Raw genomic sequence first — 17,725 nt, forward strand, 5'->3', positions numbered from 1 at the left:
GGGGAGAGGACTCGTCGGATGGAGCTGTCGGAGAAGGTCGCCGTCGTGACCGGCGCCGGCCGGGGGCTGGGGCGGGCCTACGCGGAAGCGTTGGCGCGCAACGGGGCCAAGGTCGTCGTCAACGACGTGGACGAGAGCGCGGAGGAGGTCGCCGCGAGCATCGGCGGCGCGGCCGTGGTCGCGCCGGTCGGGACGGCCGCCACCGCGGACCGGCTCGTGGCCGCCGCCGTCGAGGAGTTCGGCCGGCTCGACGTGCTGGTCACCAACGCGGGCATCCTGCGCGACCGCGTGCTGTGGAAGATGAGCGACGACGACTTCGACGCCGTGATCAACGTGCACCTGCGCGGCACGTTCACGTGCGCCCGCGCGGCGGCGGTCCGGATGCGGGAGCAGGGCACCGGCGGCAGCCTCGTGCTGGTCTCGTCGCCGGCGGGCCAGCGCGGCAACTTCGGGCAGACCAACTACTCCGCCGCCAAGGCCGGGATCGCCGCGATGGCACGGACCTGGGCCCTGGAGCTCGCGCGGTCGGACATCGCCGTCAACGCGGTCGTGCCGGTCGCCGCCACCGAGATGACGAAGACGATCCCGGTGTTCGCGCCGTTGATCGAGGAGTCGGAACGGACCGGGGCGCCGCTGCCGGAGTGGGTGCGGCGCGACGAGGGCCTCGGCACGGTCGAGGACGTGGCGGAACTGATCGTCTTCCTGGCGTCCGACGCGGCGAAAGGCATTACGGGACAGGCGATCGGCATCGGCGGCGACCGGCTCGCACTGTGGTCCCACCCCGCCGAGAAGCAGGTCCTGTTCTCCGGCGGCGGCTGGAAGGCGGCGGACATCGCCGAGCAGTGGGGCGAGTTCGAACCGGAGACCTACGGCATCCCCGCGCCGGTGGCACCGTGAATGTCGACGACCTGGTCGCCATCGACGTCCACACGCACGCCGAGATCTCCCGCGACGGCCACAGCTCGCTCAGCCCCGCGCTGCTCGAGGCGTCCGCGAAGTACTTCAAGGCAGCGCACCGGCAACCGACCATCGCCGAGACGGCGGAGATCTACCGCGAGCGCAGGATGGCCGCGGTGATCTTCACGGTCGACGCGGAGCACGCCACCGGCCACCCGCGCATCTCCAACGAGGAGGTGGCCGCGTCCTGCGCCGAGCACGCCGACGTGCTGATCCCGTTCGCGAGCGTCGACCCGTGGAAGGGCCGCGCCGCCGTCCGGGAGGCGCGCAGGCTCGTCGAGGAGCACGGCGTGCGCGGGTTCAAGTTCCACCCCAGCCTGCAGGGCTTCTCCCCCGACGACCGGATGGCCTACCCGCTCTACGAGGTGATCGAGGAGCTCGGCGTGCCCGCGCTGTTCCACAGTGGACAGACCGGGATCGGCGCCGGCGTGCCCGGCGGGGGCGGCATCCGGCTCAAGCACTCCAATCCCATGCTGGTCGACGACGTCGCCGTCGACTTCCCGCACCTGCGGATCGTGCTCGCGCACCCGTCGTTCCCCTGGCAGGACGAGGCCCTGGCCGTCGCCACGCACAAGCCGTTCGTCTACATCGACCTGTCCGGCTGGTCGCCGAAGTACTTCCCGCCGCAGCTCGTGCGCTACGCCAACACCCTGTTGCAGGACAAGGTCCTCTTCGGCTCCGACCACCCCGTGATCACGCCCGACCGCTGGCTGGCGGACTTCGCGAAGATCGACGTCAAGGACGAGGTGCGTCCCAAGATCCTCAAGCTCAACGCCGCTCGTCTGCTCGGACTCGTCAAGGAGGACGCATGACCACCGCCGTGCACGGACTCGAAGAGCTCAGGGCGTTGACGGGCAGGGACCTCGGCCACACCGACTGGCTGCAGATCGACCAGAACCGCGTCGACACGTTCGCCGACGCCACCGACGACCACCAGTGGATCCACGTCGACCCCGAACGCGCCGCCACCGGGCCGTTCGGCGGCACGATCGCGCACGGCTACCTCACGCTCGCGCTGCTCATCCCGCTGATGACCGAACTGCTCGACGTCTCCGGCGTGCGGATGAGCATCAACTACGGCCTCGAGAAGGTCCGGTTCCCCGCTCCCGTGCCGGTCGGCGCCAAGATCCGCCTGAAGGGCCGGGTCGCGTCCGCCGACGAGGTCGCGGGCGACGGCGTGCAGATCACCATCGACTTCACGGTCGAGATCGAGGGTTCCGAGAAGCCCGCGTGCGTCGCACGGGGCATATACCGCCACTACGCGTGAGGTGAAGCCATGGCGACAACAACGCAGTTACGCCGTGCCGTCGCATCCAGCTTCCTCGGCAGCGTGATCGAGTACTACGACTTCCTGCTCTACGCCACCGCTTCCGCCATCGTGTTCAACAAGGTGTTCTTCTCCTCGCTCGACCCGCTGGTCGGCACGATCGCGAGCTTCGGCACGTTCGCCACCGGCTACCTCGCCCGGCCGCTCGGTGGTGTCCTCTTCGGACACTTCGGCGACCTGCTGGGGCGCAAGAGGATGCTCGTGCTCACCATGAGCCTGATGGGTGTGGCGAGCTTCCTCATCGGTCTGCTCCCCATCTACACCCAGGTCGGCTGGCTCGCTCCCGCCGGGCTCGTCCTGCTGCGGGTCCTGCAGGGCGTCGCGGTCGGCGGTGAGTGGGGCGGCGCGGTCCTGATGTCCGCCGAGCACGCGACGTCGCGGCGCGGCCTGTGGGCGAGCTTCACCAACGCCGGCGCGCCGTTCGGCATGGTGCTGTCCACTCTGGCGCTCAGCACGACCTCCGCGCTGATGAGCGAACAGGCGTTCCTCTCCTGGGGCTGGCGGGTGCCGTTCCTGCTGAGCCTCGTGCTGCTCGGCGTCGGCCTGTTCGTCCGCCTGAAGGTCGAGGAGACGCCGGTGTTCCAGGCCGAGCGGAAGCGCACCTCGGCGCCGCTGCTGGACGTCCTGCGCAACCACCCCCGCACGTTGCTGCTCGCCATCGGCGTCGGTCTCGCCGCGTTCGTCGCCCAGTCGACGTTGACGACGTTCCTGCTGGCCTACGGTGTCCAGACGGGCATCGGCAGGCAGACCGTCCTCAACGCGGTGACGATCTCCTCCGCCTGCGCGGTGATCGGCATCATCGGCTGGTCCGCGACGTCGGACCGGTTCGGGCGCAGGCCCGTCGTCCTCGCGGGCGCGGTGCTCATGGCGGCGTACGGGTTCGTCCTGTTCCCGTTGGTGGACAACGGTTTCGTCGTGATCGCGCTCGTGCTCGGCCAGGCCGCGATCCACCCGATGATGTACGGGCCGCTCGCCGCGCTCTACAGCGAGCTGTTCCGCACCGGCAGCCGCTACACCGGCGCCTCGCTCGGCTACCAGCTCGCGGGACTGGGCGCGGGTCTGGCGCCGCTGCTCTTCGCCCAGGTGCAGCGGACCGCGGGGACCGGTGCGATCCCGTTCATCCTGGCGGCGTTCTGCGTGCTCACCGTCGTGTGCACGCTGTTGTTGCACGAGACCAGCAGGACCAGCCTGACGGGAGACGGTGATGCGGAACGCGGGACTGGGCAGCTGGCCACACCGCCGCGCGCGCATGGCGCCGAAGCGTGAGGCGTTCACCTACGACGACGTCTCCACGACCTACGGCGAGCTGGCGGTCCGCACGACCCGGCTGGCGTGGCGGTTGCGGGAGCTCGGGGTGCGCGACGGCGACCGCGTCGCGTACCTCGGCCCCAACCACCCGTCGTTCGCCGAGACGATGTTCGCGACCCACCAGCTCGGCGCGATCTTCGTCCCGCTGAACTCCCGCCTCACGCCCGCGGAGGTCGGCTACCAGCTGGCCGACTGCGGCGCGCACGTGTTGATCCACGCGCCGTCGCATGTCACGGACCATCCACGGGCCGTGTCTCTCGACTCCTACGAGGACTGGCTCGCGGGTGGTTCCGACGACTTCCTGGACGTCCCCGTCGACATCTCCGCGCCCGCGCTGATCCTCTACACCTCCGGCACCACGGGCAGGCCCAAGGGCGCGGTGCTGACCCACGCCAACCTGCTGTGGAACACCTTCAACCTGATGATCGGCATCGACCTCTCGACCGACGACGTGGCACTGGTCGCCGCACCGCTCTTCCACGTCGCGGCGCTCGCCCAGACGTTGCTGCCCACGTTCATCAAGGGCGGGCACTGCGTGATCACCCCGCGCTGGGACGCCGAGGTGTGCCTCGACCTGGTCGAGAAGCACGGGGTGACGCTGATGTTCGGCGTGGCCACGATGTTCGCCGACGTCGTCGCGTCACCGCGCTGGCCGGACGCCTCGCTGTCGTCGTTGCGCGTGCTGCTGTGCGGCGGCGCGGCCGTGCCGGACGCGCTGATCCGCGCGTACCAGGACCGCGGGCTCGTGTTCTGCCAGGGCTACGGCCTCACCGAGACCGCGCCCGGCGCCACGTTCCTGGAGGCGGCGGACAGCGTGGCCAGGGCGGGGTCGGCCGGGACGCCGGTGTTCTTCGGCGACCTGCGGCTCTCCGACACCGGCGAGATCGAGGTGCAGGGCCCGAACGTCACGCCCGGCTACTGGAACGACCCGGCCGCCACCTCCGCGGCGTTCACCGCCGACGGCTGGTTCCGCACCGGTGACCTGGGGCGCCTCCTCGACGGCAACCTCCACGTCCTGGACAGGCTGAAGGACATGTTCATCTCGGGCGGCGAGAACGTGTACCCGGCCGAGGTGGAGAACGCGCTGGCCTCGCACCCCGACGTGGCCGAGGTGGCCGTGGTCGGGGTGCCCGACGAGCGATGGGGCGAGGTCGGCCGTGCCTTCGTGCGACCGCGGGACGGCGCCGCGGTGGACGTCGCCTCGTTGCGCTCGTTCCTGTCTCCGCGCCTGGCCCGGTACAAGATCCCGCGGTACTTCGAGGTGGTGTCGTCGTTGCCGCGCACGGGTTCGGGGAAGGTGCTCAAGCCCGCTCTGCGCCGCTTGCCGCTGTGACGGCGTAGCGCGCGAGAACCGTCTGGACGGCCTCGGCCACCGAGTGGGCCATGGCCTTCCCCGTGGGCGCCCAGTTCATCAGCAGCATGCGCGGCCAGAACGCGAAGTTCGAGATCATGCCGAGGAACTGGGTCGCGGCGAGGACCGGGTCGTCGACGACGAGCGTGCCGGCGCGGTGCTCGGCGGCGAGGTAGTCGCGGACGGCGTCGAAGAACGGCTGTTTGCCCAGCTTGAACTGGGTCTGCCCGAGCTCGGGGAAGCGCGGCGCCTCCGCGATGACGATGCGGAACAACGCCACCATGCCCGGACGGGTCAGCAGCGCCACGTACCGGTTGCCCAGCGCGGTCAGGCCTGCCGCGGGATCGCCGGGCGGCGGGGTGAGCGCGCCCTCCTCGGTCCGCCAGTAGTCGGTGACGATCGCGTCGAACAGTTCGGCCTTCGTCGGGAACTGCTTGAACAGCGTCGCCTTCGACACCCCGGCGGCGTCCGCGATGCGCGCGAGGGAGGTCTTGTCGTACCCGGACTCCAGGAACAGCGCGGTGGCGGCGTCGACGATCGCCGTCCGCTTCTGCTCCGCGAGGCGCTGGTGGTAGGTCGGCACGCCATCATTGTGCCATGAGGTGAGTCACTTGACTCGCCATCGCATCGCGCCTACGGTCCGAGGTGAGTCACTCAACTCACCATTGGAGATCGACATGGGACGGTTCGACGGCCGGACGGTGTTCGTCACCGGCGCGACGAGCGGAATGGGCGAGAGCCACGTGCGCGGCTTCCACGCGGAGGGGGCGCAAGTGGTGATCGCCGCGCGGAATCCGGAGGCGGGGCGGAAGCTCGCGCACGAACTGGGCGAGCGGGCGTTCGCGGTGCGCCTCGACGTGACCGACGAGGACGCGTGGGCCACGGCGGCGCAGTCGGCACAGTCGCGGTTCGGGCCGGTGTCGGTGCTGGTCAACAACGCGGGCGCGCAGCACGCGGCGGCGTTGATCGAGGACACCGCGCTGGAGGTCTGGAACCGCGCCCTGGCCGTCAACCTGACCGGGCAGTTCCTCGGGATCAAGCACCTCACGCCGTCGTTGCGCAGGGCGGGAGGCGGGTCGATCGTGAACATCGCCTCGACGATGGCCCACGTCGGATCGCCGTACTACGCGCCGTACGTGGCGAGCAAGTGGGCGTTGCGCGGGCTCACCAGGACCGCCGCGCTGGAGCTCGGCCGCGACGGGATCCGGGTGAACTCGGTCCACCCCGGTGTCATCTCGACCCCGCTGATCACCGAACCGGTCGCGCCCGGTCAGCCCGCGATCGGCGACCTCTACTCCCCCGCGCCGTTCGCGGTGCCGCGGCTGGGCACGCCGGAGGAGGTCACCGCCCTGGTGCTCCACCTGGCGTCGCCGGAGTCGGCGTTCGCGACCGGGTCGGAGTTCGTGCTGGACGGCGGCTTGCTGCTCGGACCGGCGCTAGCCGCCTAGAGCGTCCCGTGAGTCCGTTCGATGAAACTCACGGGACACGCCCCAGGAACCTCGCGACCGGGCCGAACGTGACCAGGCCCGTCCCCGCTCCGGCCAGCTCGTGCCGTGCGGGCCGCAGCAGGACGCGGGCCCGTTCGAGGAGCTCGTCGTCCTCCAGGCGTTCCGCCACCATCGCCAGGAGGCACGCCCGCACCTCGCTGAGCAGGTCGGCGGGTCCCCGCGGCAACGCGTGCGCGGCTTCCCGAGCTTCGTCGTGCGGCAGGACGAGCGGGCTCACCCAGTCCCGCAACGGTCCCCAGTCCTCGTCGAGGTCCACTGTGGACGGACCGTGCAGGCTCAGCACCGCCAGCGGCAGCAGACCGCGCTCCATGCCCCACATGCCGGTGCCCTCGACGCGCCGGGCCGCGGCGCGGTAGGCGCGGTCGGCTTCGGCGACGTGTCCGGCCGCTGCCAGCTTCAGCGCCGCGTACCAGTCGGTGAACACGCTCACCAGGGGCAGGTCGTGGCGCCGGGCGAGCTCGTCGGCGGCGGACGCGTGCCGGTCGGCCGTGGCGAAGTCGTTCAGCGCGGCGCCGGCCTGGACGAGGATCAGATGGCCCAGCACCTCGTGGGTCGTCAGGTGGTGGGTGGCGGCGAGGGTGACGAGCTCCTCGCCGATCGCGGCGCGGTCCGCTGCCAGGCCGGTGCGGTGGAAGGTGTGCATGAAGCGGGCGTTGAGGGCGAACGCCAGCAGGGCGGGGTCGTCGAGGTCGCGGGCGATGGCCTCGGCTTCCCGGGCCTCCGGGAGGCGGGTTCCGGTACCGCGGTCCTCCATGGCGACGGTGGCGAGCAGGCGGGCTCGGGTGGCGGTGGGGCCGGGGAACGCGGGCAGGACGCGTTCGGCCGCGGCGACCAGCTCGGCGGAGTGGGCGGGGTCGTCGTTGGTGGTCCAGACGCCGGGCACGTCGAACGACCCGATGACCTCGGCGACGGTGTGCGGGTCGGAGGCCGCCCGCAGCGCGACGGACCTCTGCTGCCGGGCGGCCTCGAGGTCGCCGCTCACCGCCAGCGCTCTGGCCAGCCCGACCATCAGGTCGAGCCGGGTGCCGCCGGCCGCCGTGATCGCCGCTCTCCACAACCCGACGGCCTCGCGCGGCGACCGGGTGGCCTCCGCCGCTCCCGCCAGCGCCCGGACCGCCGCCGCACCCCGTGCTCCGGCCAGGAGGTGGTGGTGCGCCAGCAGCACGACGTCGTCCGGCCGCAGCGACTCGAGCGCCGCGGCCACGGCCGAATGCCAGCGCGCCCGCCGGGTCAGCGACACCTCCTCGTACACGGTGTCGCGCACCAGGACGTGCGTGAAGCGGGCGAGTCCCGGAGCGACCTCGACCAGGAACCCGGCCTGGAGCGCGAGGTCCAGCGAGTCGAGCACGTCCTCGCCCGCGACGAGGCCGAGCAGCTCCACCTCCACGTCCCGCCCCAGCACCGACGCCTGGTGCAGCACCGTCCGGGCGGTTTCGGGCAGGGCTGCCAGCCGGTGCCGGATCACCTCCCGCACACCCGCCGGGACGCCGAGCGACCCCTCGGCCGCGAACAACCGTGCCAGTTCCTTGACGTAGAACGGGTTGCCGCCGCTGCGGTCGAAGATCGCCCGCACGTCCGCCCCCGCCGAGATGGACCGCACCAGCGCGCCGACCGCCTCCTCCCCCAGCCCGCCGAGCGCGACGCGGACGGGTTCGGCGCGGGCCAGCGCCTCGGACGGCACCGCGGACCGGGTGGTCGCGACGACCAGTACGCGTCCGGAGAGCCGGGTCGTGGTGAAGGCGGCCAGCACCGCCAGGGTCTCCTCGTCGGCCTGGTGCAGGTCGTCCAGCACTACCAGCACCGGCGCCGCGGACTCCACTGTGGACACGACGGCGCGGCGCAGGTGGAAGCGGTCGCCCGGGACCAGCGCCGAGCCCAGCGCCTCCACCACCTGTTGCCACGGCCACGCCACCGGCGCGTCCTCGGGGCAGCGGGCCCACACGGTCGTCCACCCCTGGCCGCGGAGCACGGCGAGGAACTCCTCGGCCAGCGCCGTCTTGCCCACCCCGGCCTCACCGCTCACCAGCGCGATGCCCAGCCCCGCCGCGGGAACGGCGCCGGACAGCGCCGCCAGCTCGGCGGACCGGCCCACCAGCGCCGGGGTGACCGCGGGCATCAGCCGGGGCGACTGGGCGAGGATGTCCGCCTCCACCGCGCGCAGCTCCGGTCCGGGGTCGACGCCGAGGTTCTCCGCCAGCGCGTGCCGGGCCGAGCGGACGGCCTCCAGCGCGTCACCCTGACGGCCTTCGCGGTACAGGGCCAGCGCGAGCAGGCTCCACGCCTTCTCCCGCCACGGGTGTGACGCCACGTGAGCGCGCAGGTCGGCGACGGCCCCGGCGGCACGACCAGCGGCCAGCAGGGCTTCGGCACGGCGTTCGACCGCCACCAGCCGCAGCTCGGACAGCCTGTCGATCTCGGCACGCGCCCAGTGCTCGTCGGCGAACTCCGCGTAGGCCGGACCGCGCCACAGGGCCAGCGCACTGTCCAGGACGGACAGGTCGCCGCCCAGCATCTCCTCGAACTGCCAGGCATCCACCTCCGTTGCCCGCAACGCATAACCCGCGCCCTCGGTGACCAGCAAGGACGAGGGCGTCCGAGGTGGACGGTCAGGTTCGAGTGCCTTGCGCAGGGCGCCGACGAAGGTCTGGACGGTCCCGACGGCGCCGCCGGGCGGTTCCTCCCACAGGTCGGCGACCAGCGTCCGCACCGGCACGACGCGGCGGCGGGCGACCAGGAGACGGGCGAGCACCGCGCGCTGCCGGGGACCGCCGAGCCGCGCGGAACCCGCGGTCAGCGGGCCGAGCACGCCGAACATCACCACGCGCTGACTCCGGCGCTGATCCGTTGCTGATCGGGCAGGGCGAAGCTCGGGGCGTGAACCACACCGCATTCGACCACCAGCGCGTCCAGGTCGGCGACGGCGTTGAGCTCAACGTCGCCACCACGGGCGAGGGCAGCCCCGTCGTGCTGCTGCACGGCTTCCCCCAGACCCACCTCATGTGGCGGCACGTCGCCGCCGACCTGGCCGCCGACCACACCGTGATCATGCCCGACCTGCGCGGCTACGGCGACAGCGACAAGCCCGCCGACACCGGGCTCACCTACAGCAAGCGCACGATGGCCGCCGACGTCGTCGAGGTCGCCAGAGCGCTCGGGCACGACAGGTTCGCGCTCGCCGGCCACGACAGGGGCGCGCTCGTCGCGTTCCGCACCGGCCTCGACCACCCCGGCCACGTCACGCACTTGGCGTCGCTCGACGTGCTGCCCACGCTCGACATGTGGGACGTGATGCGCGGGACGTCCGCCGTCGTCGGGTTCCACCTGTTCCTGATGGCCCAGCCGCCCGGCCTGGCCGAGGAGCTGATCGGCGCCCGGCCCGACGCGTTCTTCGGCCACTTCCTCGACATCTGGAGCACCGAGCCGTTCCCCGCGGACGTCCGCGCCGAGTACCTGCGGGCGAGCCGCGAGGCCGTCACGTCGATCATCGCGGACTACCGGGCGTCGGCGACGGTCGACGTCGAGCACGACACCGCCGACAGCGAGGCACAGCTGCGGATGCCGGTCACCGTGCTGCAGCAGGACTGGGGCGCGGCGCTCGGCTTCGACGCCGAGGCGTTGTGGCGGCGGTGGGCACCCGACCTCGACCACCGCACCGTCTCGTGTGGACACTTCATGGCCGAGGAGGCGCCGGACGTCGTCGCCGCGGCGATCCGCGACCTGCTGACGCGCTAGTTCCCACGGCTGAGGTCACCCGTGTCCGGTGGCGTGGCCGAGGCCGGCCAGGGTCATGACGACGTCCGCCGCGGTCCCGGCGCCGGCGACCAGCAGCAGTTCCGTGCGGTTGTCGCGGTGCCGGGCGGTGAGCCGGTGCAGGACGGACACCCCCGCGCCGGCCAGCTGGGTCACGTCGCCGAGGTCGACGGTGAGCGACCGGGTGCCGGTGGCCCCCGCGATGGTCACGGTCTGGCCGAACCTGGCCGCGGTGCGCGCGTCCGCGGGTCCGGTCACGCGGATCAGCGGGACGGACGGGTCCTCCTCGATGCGCGGCATCGGGCCGTGCACAGCCGGTCGGCCGCCAGCGGGAGCTCACCCCGGAACGCCCGGTCCGCGGCGACGTCCTCGGCGGCCCGCGCCAGCTCGTCCGCGCACTCGGCCAGCGTGCGCCCCGGCCGGTCGAGGACACCGCCGGTGTGGAGCAGGACCAGGTCACCGGGAGCGAGCGCCGCCCGTCCCACCCGCGGGTCCCGCTCGCCGCCCACCGCGAGCGGCGGGACTCCAGGGCCGCGCAGGAAGCGCGCTCCCCCGGCCGTGACGACCAGCGGTGGCGGAGGACCGGCTGACGCGTGCTCGACCAGGCCTGTCCCGGGGTCGAGCACGGCGACGCACACCGTGGCCGACCCGGCGCCGGGGATCCGGTGGGCCGCGGCGTCGGCGGACCGGATGGCCGCCACGGCGTCACCGGTGGCGGCGAGCCGCTCGGACAGGACCACGCTCAGCTGTCCCGCCGCCGGGCCGTGACCCACGACGTCGCCGACCACCAGGCCCAGCCTGCCGTCCGGGAGGACCAGGGCGTCGAACCAGTCGCCGCCGGCCGCAGGCAGGCAGCTCGCGGCGACCTGCGCTCCCGGCAGCAGCGGGACGCTCCGCGGGTGCGACTCGCGCCGCACCGCGTCCGTCGCCTCCGCCTGGCGGCGTTCGGCGTCGGCCGCCCGCCGCCGGTCGGCCATGCGTTCCGTCACGTCGGCCACGTCGACGGTCACTCCGACGACCTCGCCGTCACCACCGCGCCTCGGCGTGATGGTCCAGTCGCAGAAGTGCTCGGCACGGACGTCCAGGCCAGGCTCGGTGCGGAGATCCCGCAGGCACTCGGCCCCGCCCGTCGCGTAGACCCGTTCGACGGCCTCGGCCGCTGGCCGCCCGCCGACCTCGGCGAAGGCCTCCCGCGCGGTCTCACCGACGCACCCCGCCCACTCCCGGCAGGCCCCGGTGGCGGCGACGGTCCTGAGCCCGGGTCCCTCGAAGGCGACCACCCTCGACGGCATCTGCTCGACCACCTGGCTCAGGACCACGGCGGCGGCCCGCTCGTCATCAGCTCCGTGCGACCTCACCCGTGCCGGCCTCCGCTCGTCCGGATCGCCGGCGCTGTGCGGGCGCCGGCGGGTCGAGCAGCCCGCGGTAGAGCCGCTCCATGCCCGTGGCGACGTCCGGCCAGGTGTGGCGGGCGTGGACCCGGTCCACCGCCGCGATCCCGCAGGCGGTCCTGAGCGTGGTGTCGTCCAGGACCAGCCGCAGTGTCCTCACCAGCCGCTTCAGGTCGCGCGGCGGCACCAGGACACCCGTGACCCCGTCGATCACGGCATCGGTGAGTCCTCCCACCGCGGTCGCGATCACCGGCACGCCACACGCCATCGCCTCCAACGGCAACGCATCCCACGACGGCCGCGACGGCACGCACGCCACCACGTCCGCGGAACGCAGCAATGCCGGCAAGTCCTCCCGTGCGACCGGCCCGATCAGCTGGACGCGGTCCTCCACGCCGAGCTTGCGGGCCCAGCGGCCCAGGCGGTCCACGTCACCCGCTCGCGCGCCCGCGACCACGAGCTCGACGTCCGGCAACCGCGGCAGCGCCGCCACCAGGTCGGCGACACCGTTGTCCAGCAACGGGTCCACGACCGTCACGACACGGCGCAACGCGGTGCGGGGGGCCGTTCTGCCGTACGGGTGGAAGAGGTCGACGTCGACGCCCCGCGCGACGAGCCCGATCCGCGGCCGCGGCACGTTCGCGGCGGTCAGGTCGAGCAGCTCGTCCTCGCCGCCCGCCAGCACCAGCGCCGCTTGCCTGCCCACCAGCCGCTCGACGTCCACACGTTGGCCGAAACCGTGGAACGACTGCACCACCGGCACGCCGAACGGTTGCGCGGCGAGCAAAGCGGCCAGTCCGGAACGCCAGAAGTGGGCGTGCACGAGGTCCGGCAGCGAGCCGGCCCATTCGGTGCGGAGCTCGTCGACGAAGTCGCCCAGGTACAGCTCGTCGTCCTCGGCGTGCCGTCGGTGGTGGACCGTCACGTCGTGTCCGCGGGCCCGCAGAGCCCCGGCCAGGTCGCGGACGTGCGCGTCACGCCAACCGGGAACATCGTTCGCGGACACGATGGAAATCTTCAATTGCGCAGAAGCAGGCAGCACAACAGCTCCGTCCACGGCTCGATCGTGCTGACGGGGCTGTTCTCTTAACCCACTCATCCGAACGTAGCGCAGCTCGGCGAGCATTGCCTGACGGGCCTTGCCGGTCAGGCGATTCCCCGCAGCAGGAGGTTCAGGGCGAAGTCGAACCGCTCGTGACCCTCGCCCGCGTTGAGCTTGTCGGCGTGCGCGACCGTGTGCGGGAATCGGCTCACCGGCAGCATCTTGAGCCGCGCGACGGTTTCTTCCCTGTCGACGAGGCGGGCGTCCCCGTCCTGGTCGGGGTCGCGCCGCAGCGACGCCTCGAACGTGTAGGCGCTGACGTACAGGAGCGCGGCGTCGACCGCCCACGCCGCCCGCTGGGGTTCGACTCCTCCCGCCAGGAGGATCGCCAGCATCCCCTCGGTGATCCGGAGCGTGTCGAGGTTGGCCGGACGGGCGGACAGCGCGGCCCGCGCGATGCCGGGATACCGGAGGAACTGGTCGCGCAGCTGGGCGCAGACGTCGTGGAGCTGCGCGCGCCACCGCGCGGCGTCGGGCGAGGGCAGCGAGACGTTCCTGCTCAGCGTGCCGATGAGCAGGTCGTCGAGCTCGGCCTTGTTGCGCACGTGGGCGTAGAGCGAGGCCGGTCCCGTGTCGAGCGCGGCGGCGACACGGCGCATCGTCAGCGCGTCGAACCCCTCGGACTCCACCATCCGCAGTGCCGTCGTGACGATGCGGTCGACCGTGATGGGCTCCTTGCGGGCCGGGGGCCGCTGGTCCAGTGCCGCGATCCGGGTCGCCCATTCCTCACGCGACGCGCCGCGCTCGTTGCTCATGCCCCCAGCCTAGTTGACACGAACAGTGTTCGTCCGTAGAACAGTGTTCGTGTCAACCTCCCCCGGTTCGTTGCGTGAGGCGTGGATCGCCCTCGCCGGACTGTCCGCCGTGTTCCTGTTCGAGATGCTCGACAACTCGATCCTCACCGTCGCGCTGCCCACCATCGGCCGCGACCTCGACGCCTCCACGACCGCGCTGCAGTGGGTGTCGAACTCCTACGCCGTCGTCTTCGGCGGCCTGATGCTCGTGTTCGGCGCCGTGGCCGACCGCTTCGGACGCCGCCGCGTGATGCTCGCCGGCCTGGCGCTGCTCGGCCTCGCGAGCCTGGCGACCGTGTTCGTCACATCCGTGGCGGCACTGATCGTCGTGCGTTCGGCGATGGGCGTCGCCGCCGCGATGACCACGCCCGGCTCGATCGCGCTGGCGTTCCGGCTGTTCACCGACGACGACCTGCGCGTCCGCGCGATGACGCTCATCTCCACCGTGGGCCTGGTTGGCCTCGCGGTCGGCCCGCCGCTCGGCGGCTTCATGCTGACCATCGCGCCCTGGCAGGCCCTGCTGCTGGTCAACGTCCCGATCTCGTTGTTCGCCCTCGTCGGCATCGGCCGCGGGATCGCCGCCGACACCGAGCTCCACCGCTCGCCCGCCGACGTCCTCGGCGGCGTGCTCGGCACGGCGACCATCGTGCTCGCGCTGCTCGTGCCGACGTTCTTCGTCGAGGCGGGCTCCCACTCGTGGATTCCCTGGGCCACAACGGTCGCAGCACTTCTGGCCGGCGTGTTCTACGTGGTTCGCGCGCGCACAGCCCGCCATCCGTTGCTCGACCTCGCGCTAGTCGCCCGTCCACTGGTCGCCAGCGGTCTCGCCTACAAGGCCGCGACGGGCCTGGCGGCGGCCGGTCTCACCTACCTCGTGACGCTCCAGTTGCAGCTCGACTGGGGCTGGTCCCCTGCCCTGGCCGCGGCGGGGATGCTGCCGCAGGTGGCCGTCCTGATCGCCGGAGGGCCGGTGGTCACCCGGTTCGTGCGCTGGGCGGGCCTGGACCGCGCGGTCCTGCTGGGGTCGGTGTCCGTCGTGGCCGGACTCGCCGTCTACGCGCTGCTCGGACGACTCGGGTACGCGCCGGTCGCGTGCTCGCTGGTGCTGGTCGCCATCGGCATCCGCGTGGTGGGCGCCGTGGCGGGCGTCAACGTCCTCAAGGGACTGCCGGAGAACCGGACGTCGATCGGCGCCGCCCTGGTCGACACCGCCTCCCAGGCCGCCTCGGCCGCCGGGGTGGCGATCAGCGGCACCGTGCTCGCGTGGCTGTTCGCCGGGAGCATCGCGCAGCCGGGGTGGAGCCCGCTGCAGACCACGCGGTTCGAGGAGGCGGTGATGATCGGAAGCCTTGCGCTGACGGGGATGTCGGCCGCTCTCGTCGGCTGGGCCCACCTCCGCGTGCGCAGTGCGTCAGCTGACGCGCTCGTCCACAACCCATGACCGCATCCGGGAGCGGTCGAGGAACCGCGCCTCGTCCTCCGCGATGCCGGAATCCGTCGCGGCGACGAGGGACAACCACTCCCGGAAAGCCTGCTTGTCGGCGAACTTCAGCTGGGTCATGGCGTCGAACTCCGACGGGTTGCCGCTCATGTCGGCCTCCGGCAGGTAGTGCCGGGCGTAGAGCGCCGGCGCGGGCGCGACGCGGAGGACCAGCGGGACGTGGTGGTTCTCGTAGTAGTCGACGAACTCGGCTCGGCTGAGCCCGGCCCGCGCCTTGAGCAGCACCACCATGGTGATCACGCCGCGCGCACCAGCAGGTCCACGACGCCCGGCAGCTCGGCCCGCAGCGCCGCGACCGCCTCCGCGTCCCCCGCGAAGTGGTGCAGCAACGCGCGCTGGAACACCCCGTCGAGGGTCAGGTAGACGAGACCGGACGACCCCGGGACCGTACCGCCGCGCAGTTCGGCGTACCGGGTGACCACCCGCCACACCATCGCTTCCCGGTGGCTGTCGATCTCCAGCACGGCCGCGCGGAACGCGGGGTCGAACAGGCTCTGGTTGCGCAGGTCGTACCAGAGGCGGTGCAGCGTCGCGTCCTGGGCCAGGATGTCGAAGAACATCTCCACGAACTCGTCGCGCAGCTGCTCCGCCGTCCTCGCTCCGGCCACGACCTCGTCGTAGCGCGTCACGCAGACGACCTCGTACTGGCGGACGGCCTCGGTGATCAGGTCGCGCTTGTCGGCGAAGTAGTAGTGCAGGACGCCGTGGGAGAACTCGGAGTTCTGCGCGATCTCCCGCAGGCTCGTGCGGGCGTAGCCCAGCTCGGCCAGCGTGCGCAGGGTCGCCGCGGCGAGCTCGGTCCGCCGGGCGCCGAACTTGTCGACCTGGCGGCGGGCGATGCGATCCTGCTTGCGCTGAGCGACATCGGTCACGGAACGCATCCTATCGCCCACCGAGACAAACCTTGAACAATTGCCCGAAAAACCTTGGACAGTTGTCAAAGAAAAACTTGACGACTGTCAAGTCTCGGCTGGCGCGTGAGCCATCTCGCCCAAGGAGGCGACTCAATGACGAGTTATCAGATTGGCGCGGGCATGGCAGGGGCTCTGGCGGCGGCCGCCGACCGCTTCCGGCCCGACGGCTCGATCGCGACCGCCCGGCTGTCCTCGGCGGGCAGGCCCACGCCGCTGACCCAGGTCGCGATCATGGCTTCGGACGGGGCTTTGCCGCCTCGCGGCTCACGCGGCGAGATCGTCGCGCGGGGGCCGCTGGTGATGGCCGGGTACCACCGCAACCCCGCTGCCACGGCCGAGGTGAGCGCGCACGGCTGGCACCACACGGGCGACATCGGCTACCTCGACGAGGACAACTTCCTCTCCATCGTCGACCGGGCCAAAGACATGATCATCACCAGCGGGTTCAACGTGTACTCCGCGGAGGTGGAGCAGGCGCTGCAGGCGTTCGTGAAGGAACAGCTCGGCGGTGTGAAGGCGCCGAAGCAGGTCGAGGTCTGGCCCGACCTGCCCCGGTCCAAGGCGGGCAAGGTGCTCGAAGCCGAGATCCGGCAACGCCTCTCCCGGCAACACCTCCCCGGGCGCTGAGCAAGGGCCGGGCGCCTCCCTGGACGCCCGGCCCTCCCCGGTCACGCCGTGTGCAGGGTGAGCCCGTAGACGCGCAGGATCTCGTTGATGGGCTGGAACCAGGTGCGGCCGCCGCTGGAGCAGTTGCCGTAGCCGCCGGACGTCACGCCCTGCGCCTGGTCACCGGTGATGAACGAACCGCCGGAGTCGCCACCCTCGGCGCACACGCTGGTGCCGACCATCTCGTAGACCGCGCCCTGCTGGTAGTTCACGGTCTCGTTGCGGCCCTGCACCACACCGCAGTGCCAGTGCGTGGTCGAACCGGAGCGGCACACGGAGGTGCCGACCGGCGCCTCCCACGAACCGCGGACCAGGGCGTCGCTCACGGTGCCCCAGCCGAGCACGACGGGCACGGTCCACCAGCCGCCGCCGGTGCGCACCCACGCGTAGTCGTTGCCGGGGAACGACGAACCGGCGAAGTTGCCCTGGAAGGAGCGGTCCCAGCCGTACACCGCGGCGCCGTTGCCGCCGCAGTGGCCCGCCGTGACGTAGCCGCCGTGCACCGAGAAGCCGATGGAGCAACGGACGTTGCCGGTGTAGTACGGGTCGCCGCCGACCGTGCCCGCCGCGAACGTCTGCGGCTGCTGGACACCCTCGGTGTTGACGGTGATGGCGCCGAAGGAACGCGCCTTCTCCAGGAACGACGCGACCTCGGCCGTCTGCTTGCCCGCCTCGACGTTCACCACGACCGTGCCGGTCCTGGGGTCGGGGCGCCAGCTCGCGACGGCCGCCGGCACGGCGCCGGTCTTGGAGAGGGCGTCGAGGCGGTTCTTGTGGGCGTTCATCGAGTTGGCGGACCGGCCGACGACGACCGCGTCGGCGCCGGTGGCCTCGACCTCGCGGGCCGCCGCCTGGTCGGTGACGGCGACGACCAGCTTGTTCGTCTTCTCGTCGAACCAGGTGCCGGCGAAGGAGGTGCCGGCCTCCGTCTCCGCGCGCGGCGCGAGGACCGACGCGCGTTCTTCCTTCTCCAGGCGCAGGCGCGCCTGGCTTTCGGTGAGCCCGAAAGCCGAGCTCATCGCGGTGAGCAGGCCAGGTGACATCGCCTCGGCCGAGGCCTGTGCGGGGGTGGTGAAGGTGGCCCCGACCAGTACGAGTGCGAGCACGGGCACGGGCACGATTCTGGGCATGGTGGTGCGCATGTGATCTCCTTGTC

At 72.1% G+C, this 17,725-nt stretch carries 17 protein-coding genes and 1 pseudogene; 9 read left to right on the forward strand and 9 right to left on the reverse strand.

Annotation, left to right across the window (positions count from 1 at the left end):
- Positions 1–18: 18 nt before the first annotated feature.
- Genes VM306_RS05270 through VM306_RS05290 form a run of 5 tightly spaced genes read left to right on the forward strand, consistent with a single transcriptional unit; the run spans position 19 to position 4,925 of the window.
- Positions 19–897, forward strand: a complete 879-nt coding sequence (locus tag VM306_RS05270; protein ID WP_325511465.1) for an SDR family NAD(P)-dependent oxidoreductase — start codon at positions 19–21, stop codon at positions 895–897.
- Positions 894–1,769: an amidohydrolase family protein gene (locus VM306_RS05275; protein WP_325511467.1), complete on the forward strand. Its 876-nt coding sequence runs from the start codon at positions 894–896 to the stop codon at positions 1,767–1,769. Before VM306_RS05270 ends, VM306_RS05275 begins: the two co-directional genes overlap by 4 nt.
- Entirely contained in the window at positions 1,766–2,224 is a 459-nt protein-coding gene (locus VM306_RS05280) for a MaoC family dehydratase (protein ID WP_325511469.1), read from the forward strand. The genes VM306_RS05275 and VM306_RS05280 overlap by 4 nt, the downstream gene beginning before the upstream one ends.
- Positions 2,225–2,233: 9 nt before the next feature.
- Positions 2,234–3,550 carry an MFS transporter gene (locus VM306_RS05285; RefSeq protein ID WP_325511471.1) on the forward strand — a complete coding sequence of 439 codons (1,317 nt, stop codon included), beginning with the start codon at positions 2,234–2,236 and terminating at the stop codon, positions 3,548–3,550.
- A complete protein-coding gene (locus VM306_RS05290; protein WP_325511473.1) occupies positions 3,489–4,925 on the forward strand; it encodes a long-chain fatty acid--CoA ligase in 1,437 nt (478 codons plus the stop codon). The genes VM306_RS05285 and VM306_RS05290 overlap by 62 nt, the downstream gene beginning before the upstream one ends.
- Here VM306_RS05290 and VM306_RS05295 read toward each other — a convergent pair.
- Positions 4,894–5,526, reverse strand: coding sequence for a TetR/AcrR family transcriptional regulator (locus tag VM306_RS05295; protein WP_325511475.1), 633 nt, complete (start codon positions 5,524–5,526; stop codon positions 4,894–4,896). The two genes, VM306_RS05290 and VM306_RS05295, sit on opposite strands and share 32 nt — an antisense overlap.
- A 94-nt stretch (positions 5,527–5,620) precedes the next feature.
- Between VM306_RS05295 and VM306_RS05300 the strand changes: the two genes are divergently transcribed.
- A complete protein-coding gene (locus VM306_RS05300) occupies positions 5,621–6,391 on the forward strand; it encodes a glucose 1-dehydrogenase (protein WP_325511477.1) in 771 nt (256 codons plus the stop codon).
- A 28-nt stretch (positions 6,392–6,419) separates the two neighbouring features.
- Here VM306_RS05300 and VM306_RS05305 read toward each other — a convergent pair whose 3' ends face one another.
- Entirely contained in the window at positions 6,420–9,266 is a 2,847-nt protein-coding gene (locus tag VM306_RS05305) for a BTAD domain-containing putative transcriptional regulator (RefSeq protein ID WP_325511539.1), read from the reverse strand.
- Between the two features lie 59 nt (positions 9,267–9,325).
- Here VM306_RS05305 and VM306_RS05310 point away from each other — a divergent pair, with 59 nt between their 5' ends.
- Positions 9,326–10,183 carry an alpha/beta hydrolase gene (locus tag VM306_RS05310; protein ID WP_325511479.1) on the forward strand — a complete coding sequence of 286 codons (858 nt, stop codon included), beginning with the start codon at positions 9,326–9,328 and terminating at the stop codon, positions 10,181–10,183.
- Between the two features lie 15 nt (positions 10,184–10,198).
- Here VM306_RS05310 and VM306_RS05315 read toward each other — a convergent pair whose 3' ends face one another.
- The 4 genes from VM306_RS05315 to VM306_RS05330 form a co-directional block, all read right to left on the reverse strand.
- On the reverse strand, positions 10,199–10,501 hold the full coding sequence (locus tag VM306_RS05315) for an STAS domain-containing protein (RefSeq protein ID WP_325511481.1): 303 nt from the start codon (positions 10,499–10,501) through the stop codon (positions 10,199–10,201).
- Positions 10,465–11,559, reverse strand: coding sequence for a SpoIIE family protein phosphatase (locus VM306_RS05320; protein WP_325511483.1), 1,095 nt, complete (start codon positions 11,557–11,559; stop codon positions 10,465–10,467). The genes VM306_RS05315 and VM306_RS05320 overlap by 37 nt, the downstream gene beginning before the upstream one ends.
- Entirely contained in the window at positions 11,540–12,598 is a 1,059-nt protein-coding gene (locus VM306_RS05325; RefSeq protein ID WP_325511485.1) for a glycosyltransferase, read from the reverse strand. Before VM306_RS05325 ends, VM306_RS05320 begins: the two co-directional genes overlap by 20 nt.
- A gap of 140 nt (positions 12,599–12,738) precedes the next feature.
- Positions 12,739–13,449, reverse strand: a complete 711-nt coding sequence (locus VM306_RS05330; RefSeq protein ID WP_325511487.1) for a TetR/AcrR family transcriptional regulator C-terminal domain-containing protein — start codon at positions 13,447–13,449, stop codon at positions 12,739–12,741.
- A gap of 49 nt (positions 13,450–13,498) precedes the next feature.
- Here VM306_RS05330 and VM306_RS05335 point away from each other — a divergent pair, with 49 nt between their 5' ends.
- The gene (locus VM306_RS05335; protein WP_325511489.1) at positions 13,499–14,929 is read left to right on the forward strand and encodes an MFS transporter; all 1,431 of its coding nucleotides are present in this window, start codon (positions 13,499–13,501) and stop codon (positions 14,927–14,929) included.
- Here the strand turns inward: VM306_RS05335 and VM306_RS05340 are convergent.
- Complete coding sequence (locus VM306_RS05340) at positions 14,900–15,220, reverse strand: EthD domain-containing protein (protein WP_325511541.1); 321 nt, start codon at positions 15,218–15,220, stop codon at positions 14,900–14,902. The genes VM306_RS05335 and VM306_RS05340 overlap by 30 nt on opposite strands.
- Before the next feature lie 5 nt (positions 15,221–15,225).
- A complete protein-coding gene (locus VM306_RS05345) occupies positions 15,226–15,870 on the reverse strand; it encodes a TetR/AcrR family transcriptional regulator (protein ID WP_325511543.1) in 645 nt (214 codons plus the stop codon).
- A 138-nt stretch (positions 15,871–16,008) separates the two neighbouring features.
- On the opposite strand from VM306_RS05345, the pseudogene VM306_RS05350 reads away from it, so the two are divergent.
- A pseudogene (locus VM306_RS05350) lies at positions 16,009–16,530 on the forward strand (AMP-binding protein); the annotation flags it as partial.
- 41 nt (positions 16,531–16,571) lie between these two features.
- On the opposite strand, the gene VM306_RS05355 reads toward VM306_RS05350, so the two are convergent.
- Entirely contained in the window at positions 16,572–17,711 is a 1,140-nt protein-coding gene (locus VM306_RS05355) for a S1 family peptidase (RefSeq protein WP_325511491.1), read from the reverse strand.
- Positions 17,712–17,725 lie beyond the last annotated feature (14 nt).

Source organism: Lentzea sp. (assembly GCF_035525475.1).
GTDB lineage: Bacteria > Actinomycetota > Actinomycetes > Mycobacteriales > Pseudonocardiaceae > Lentzea.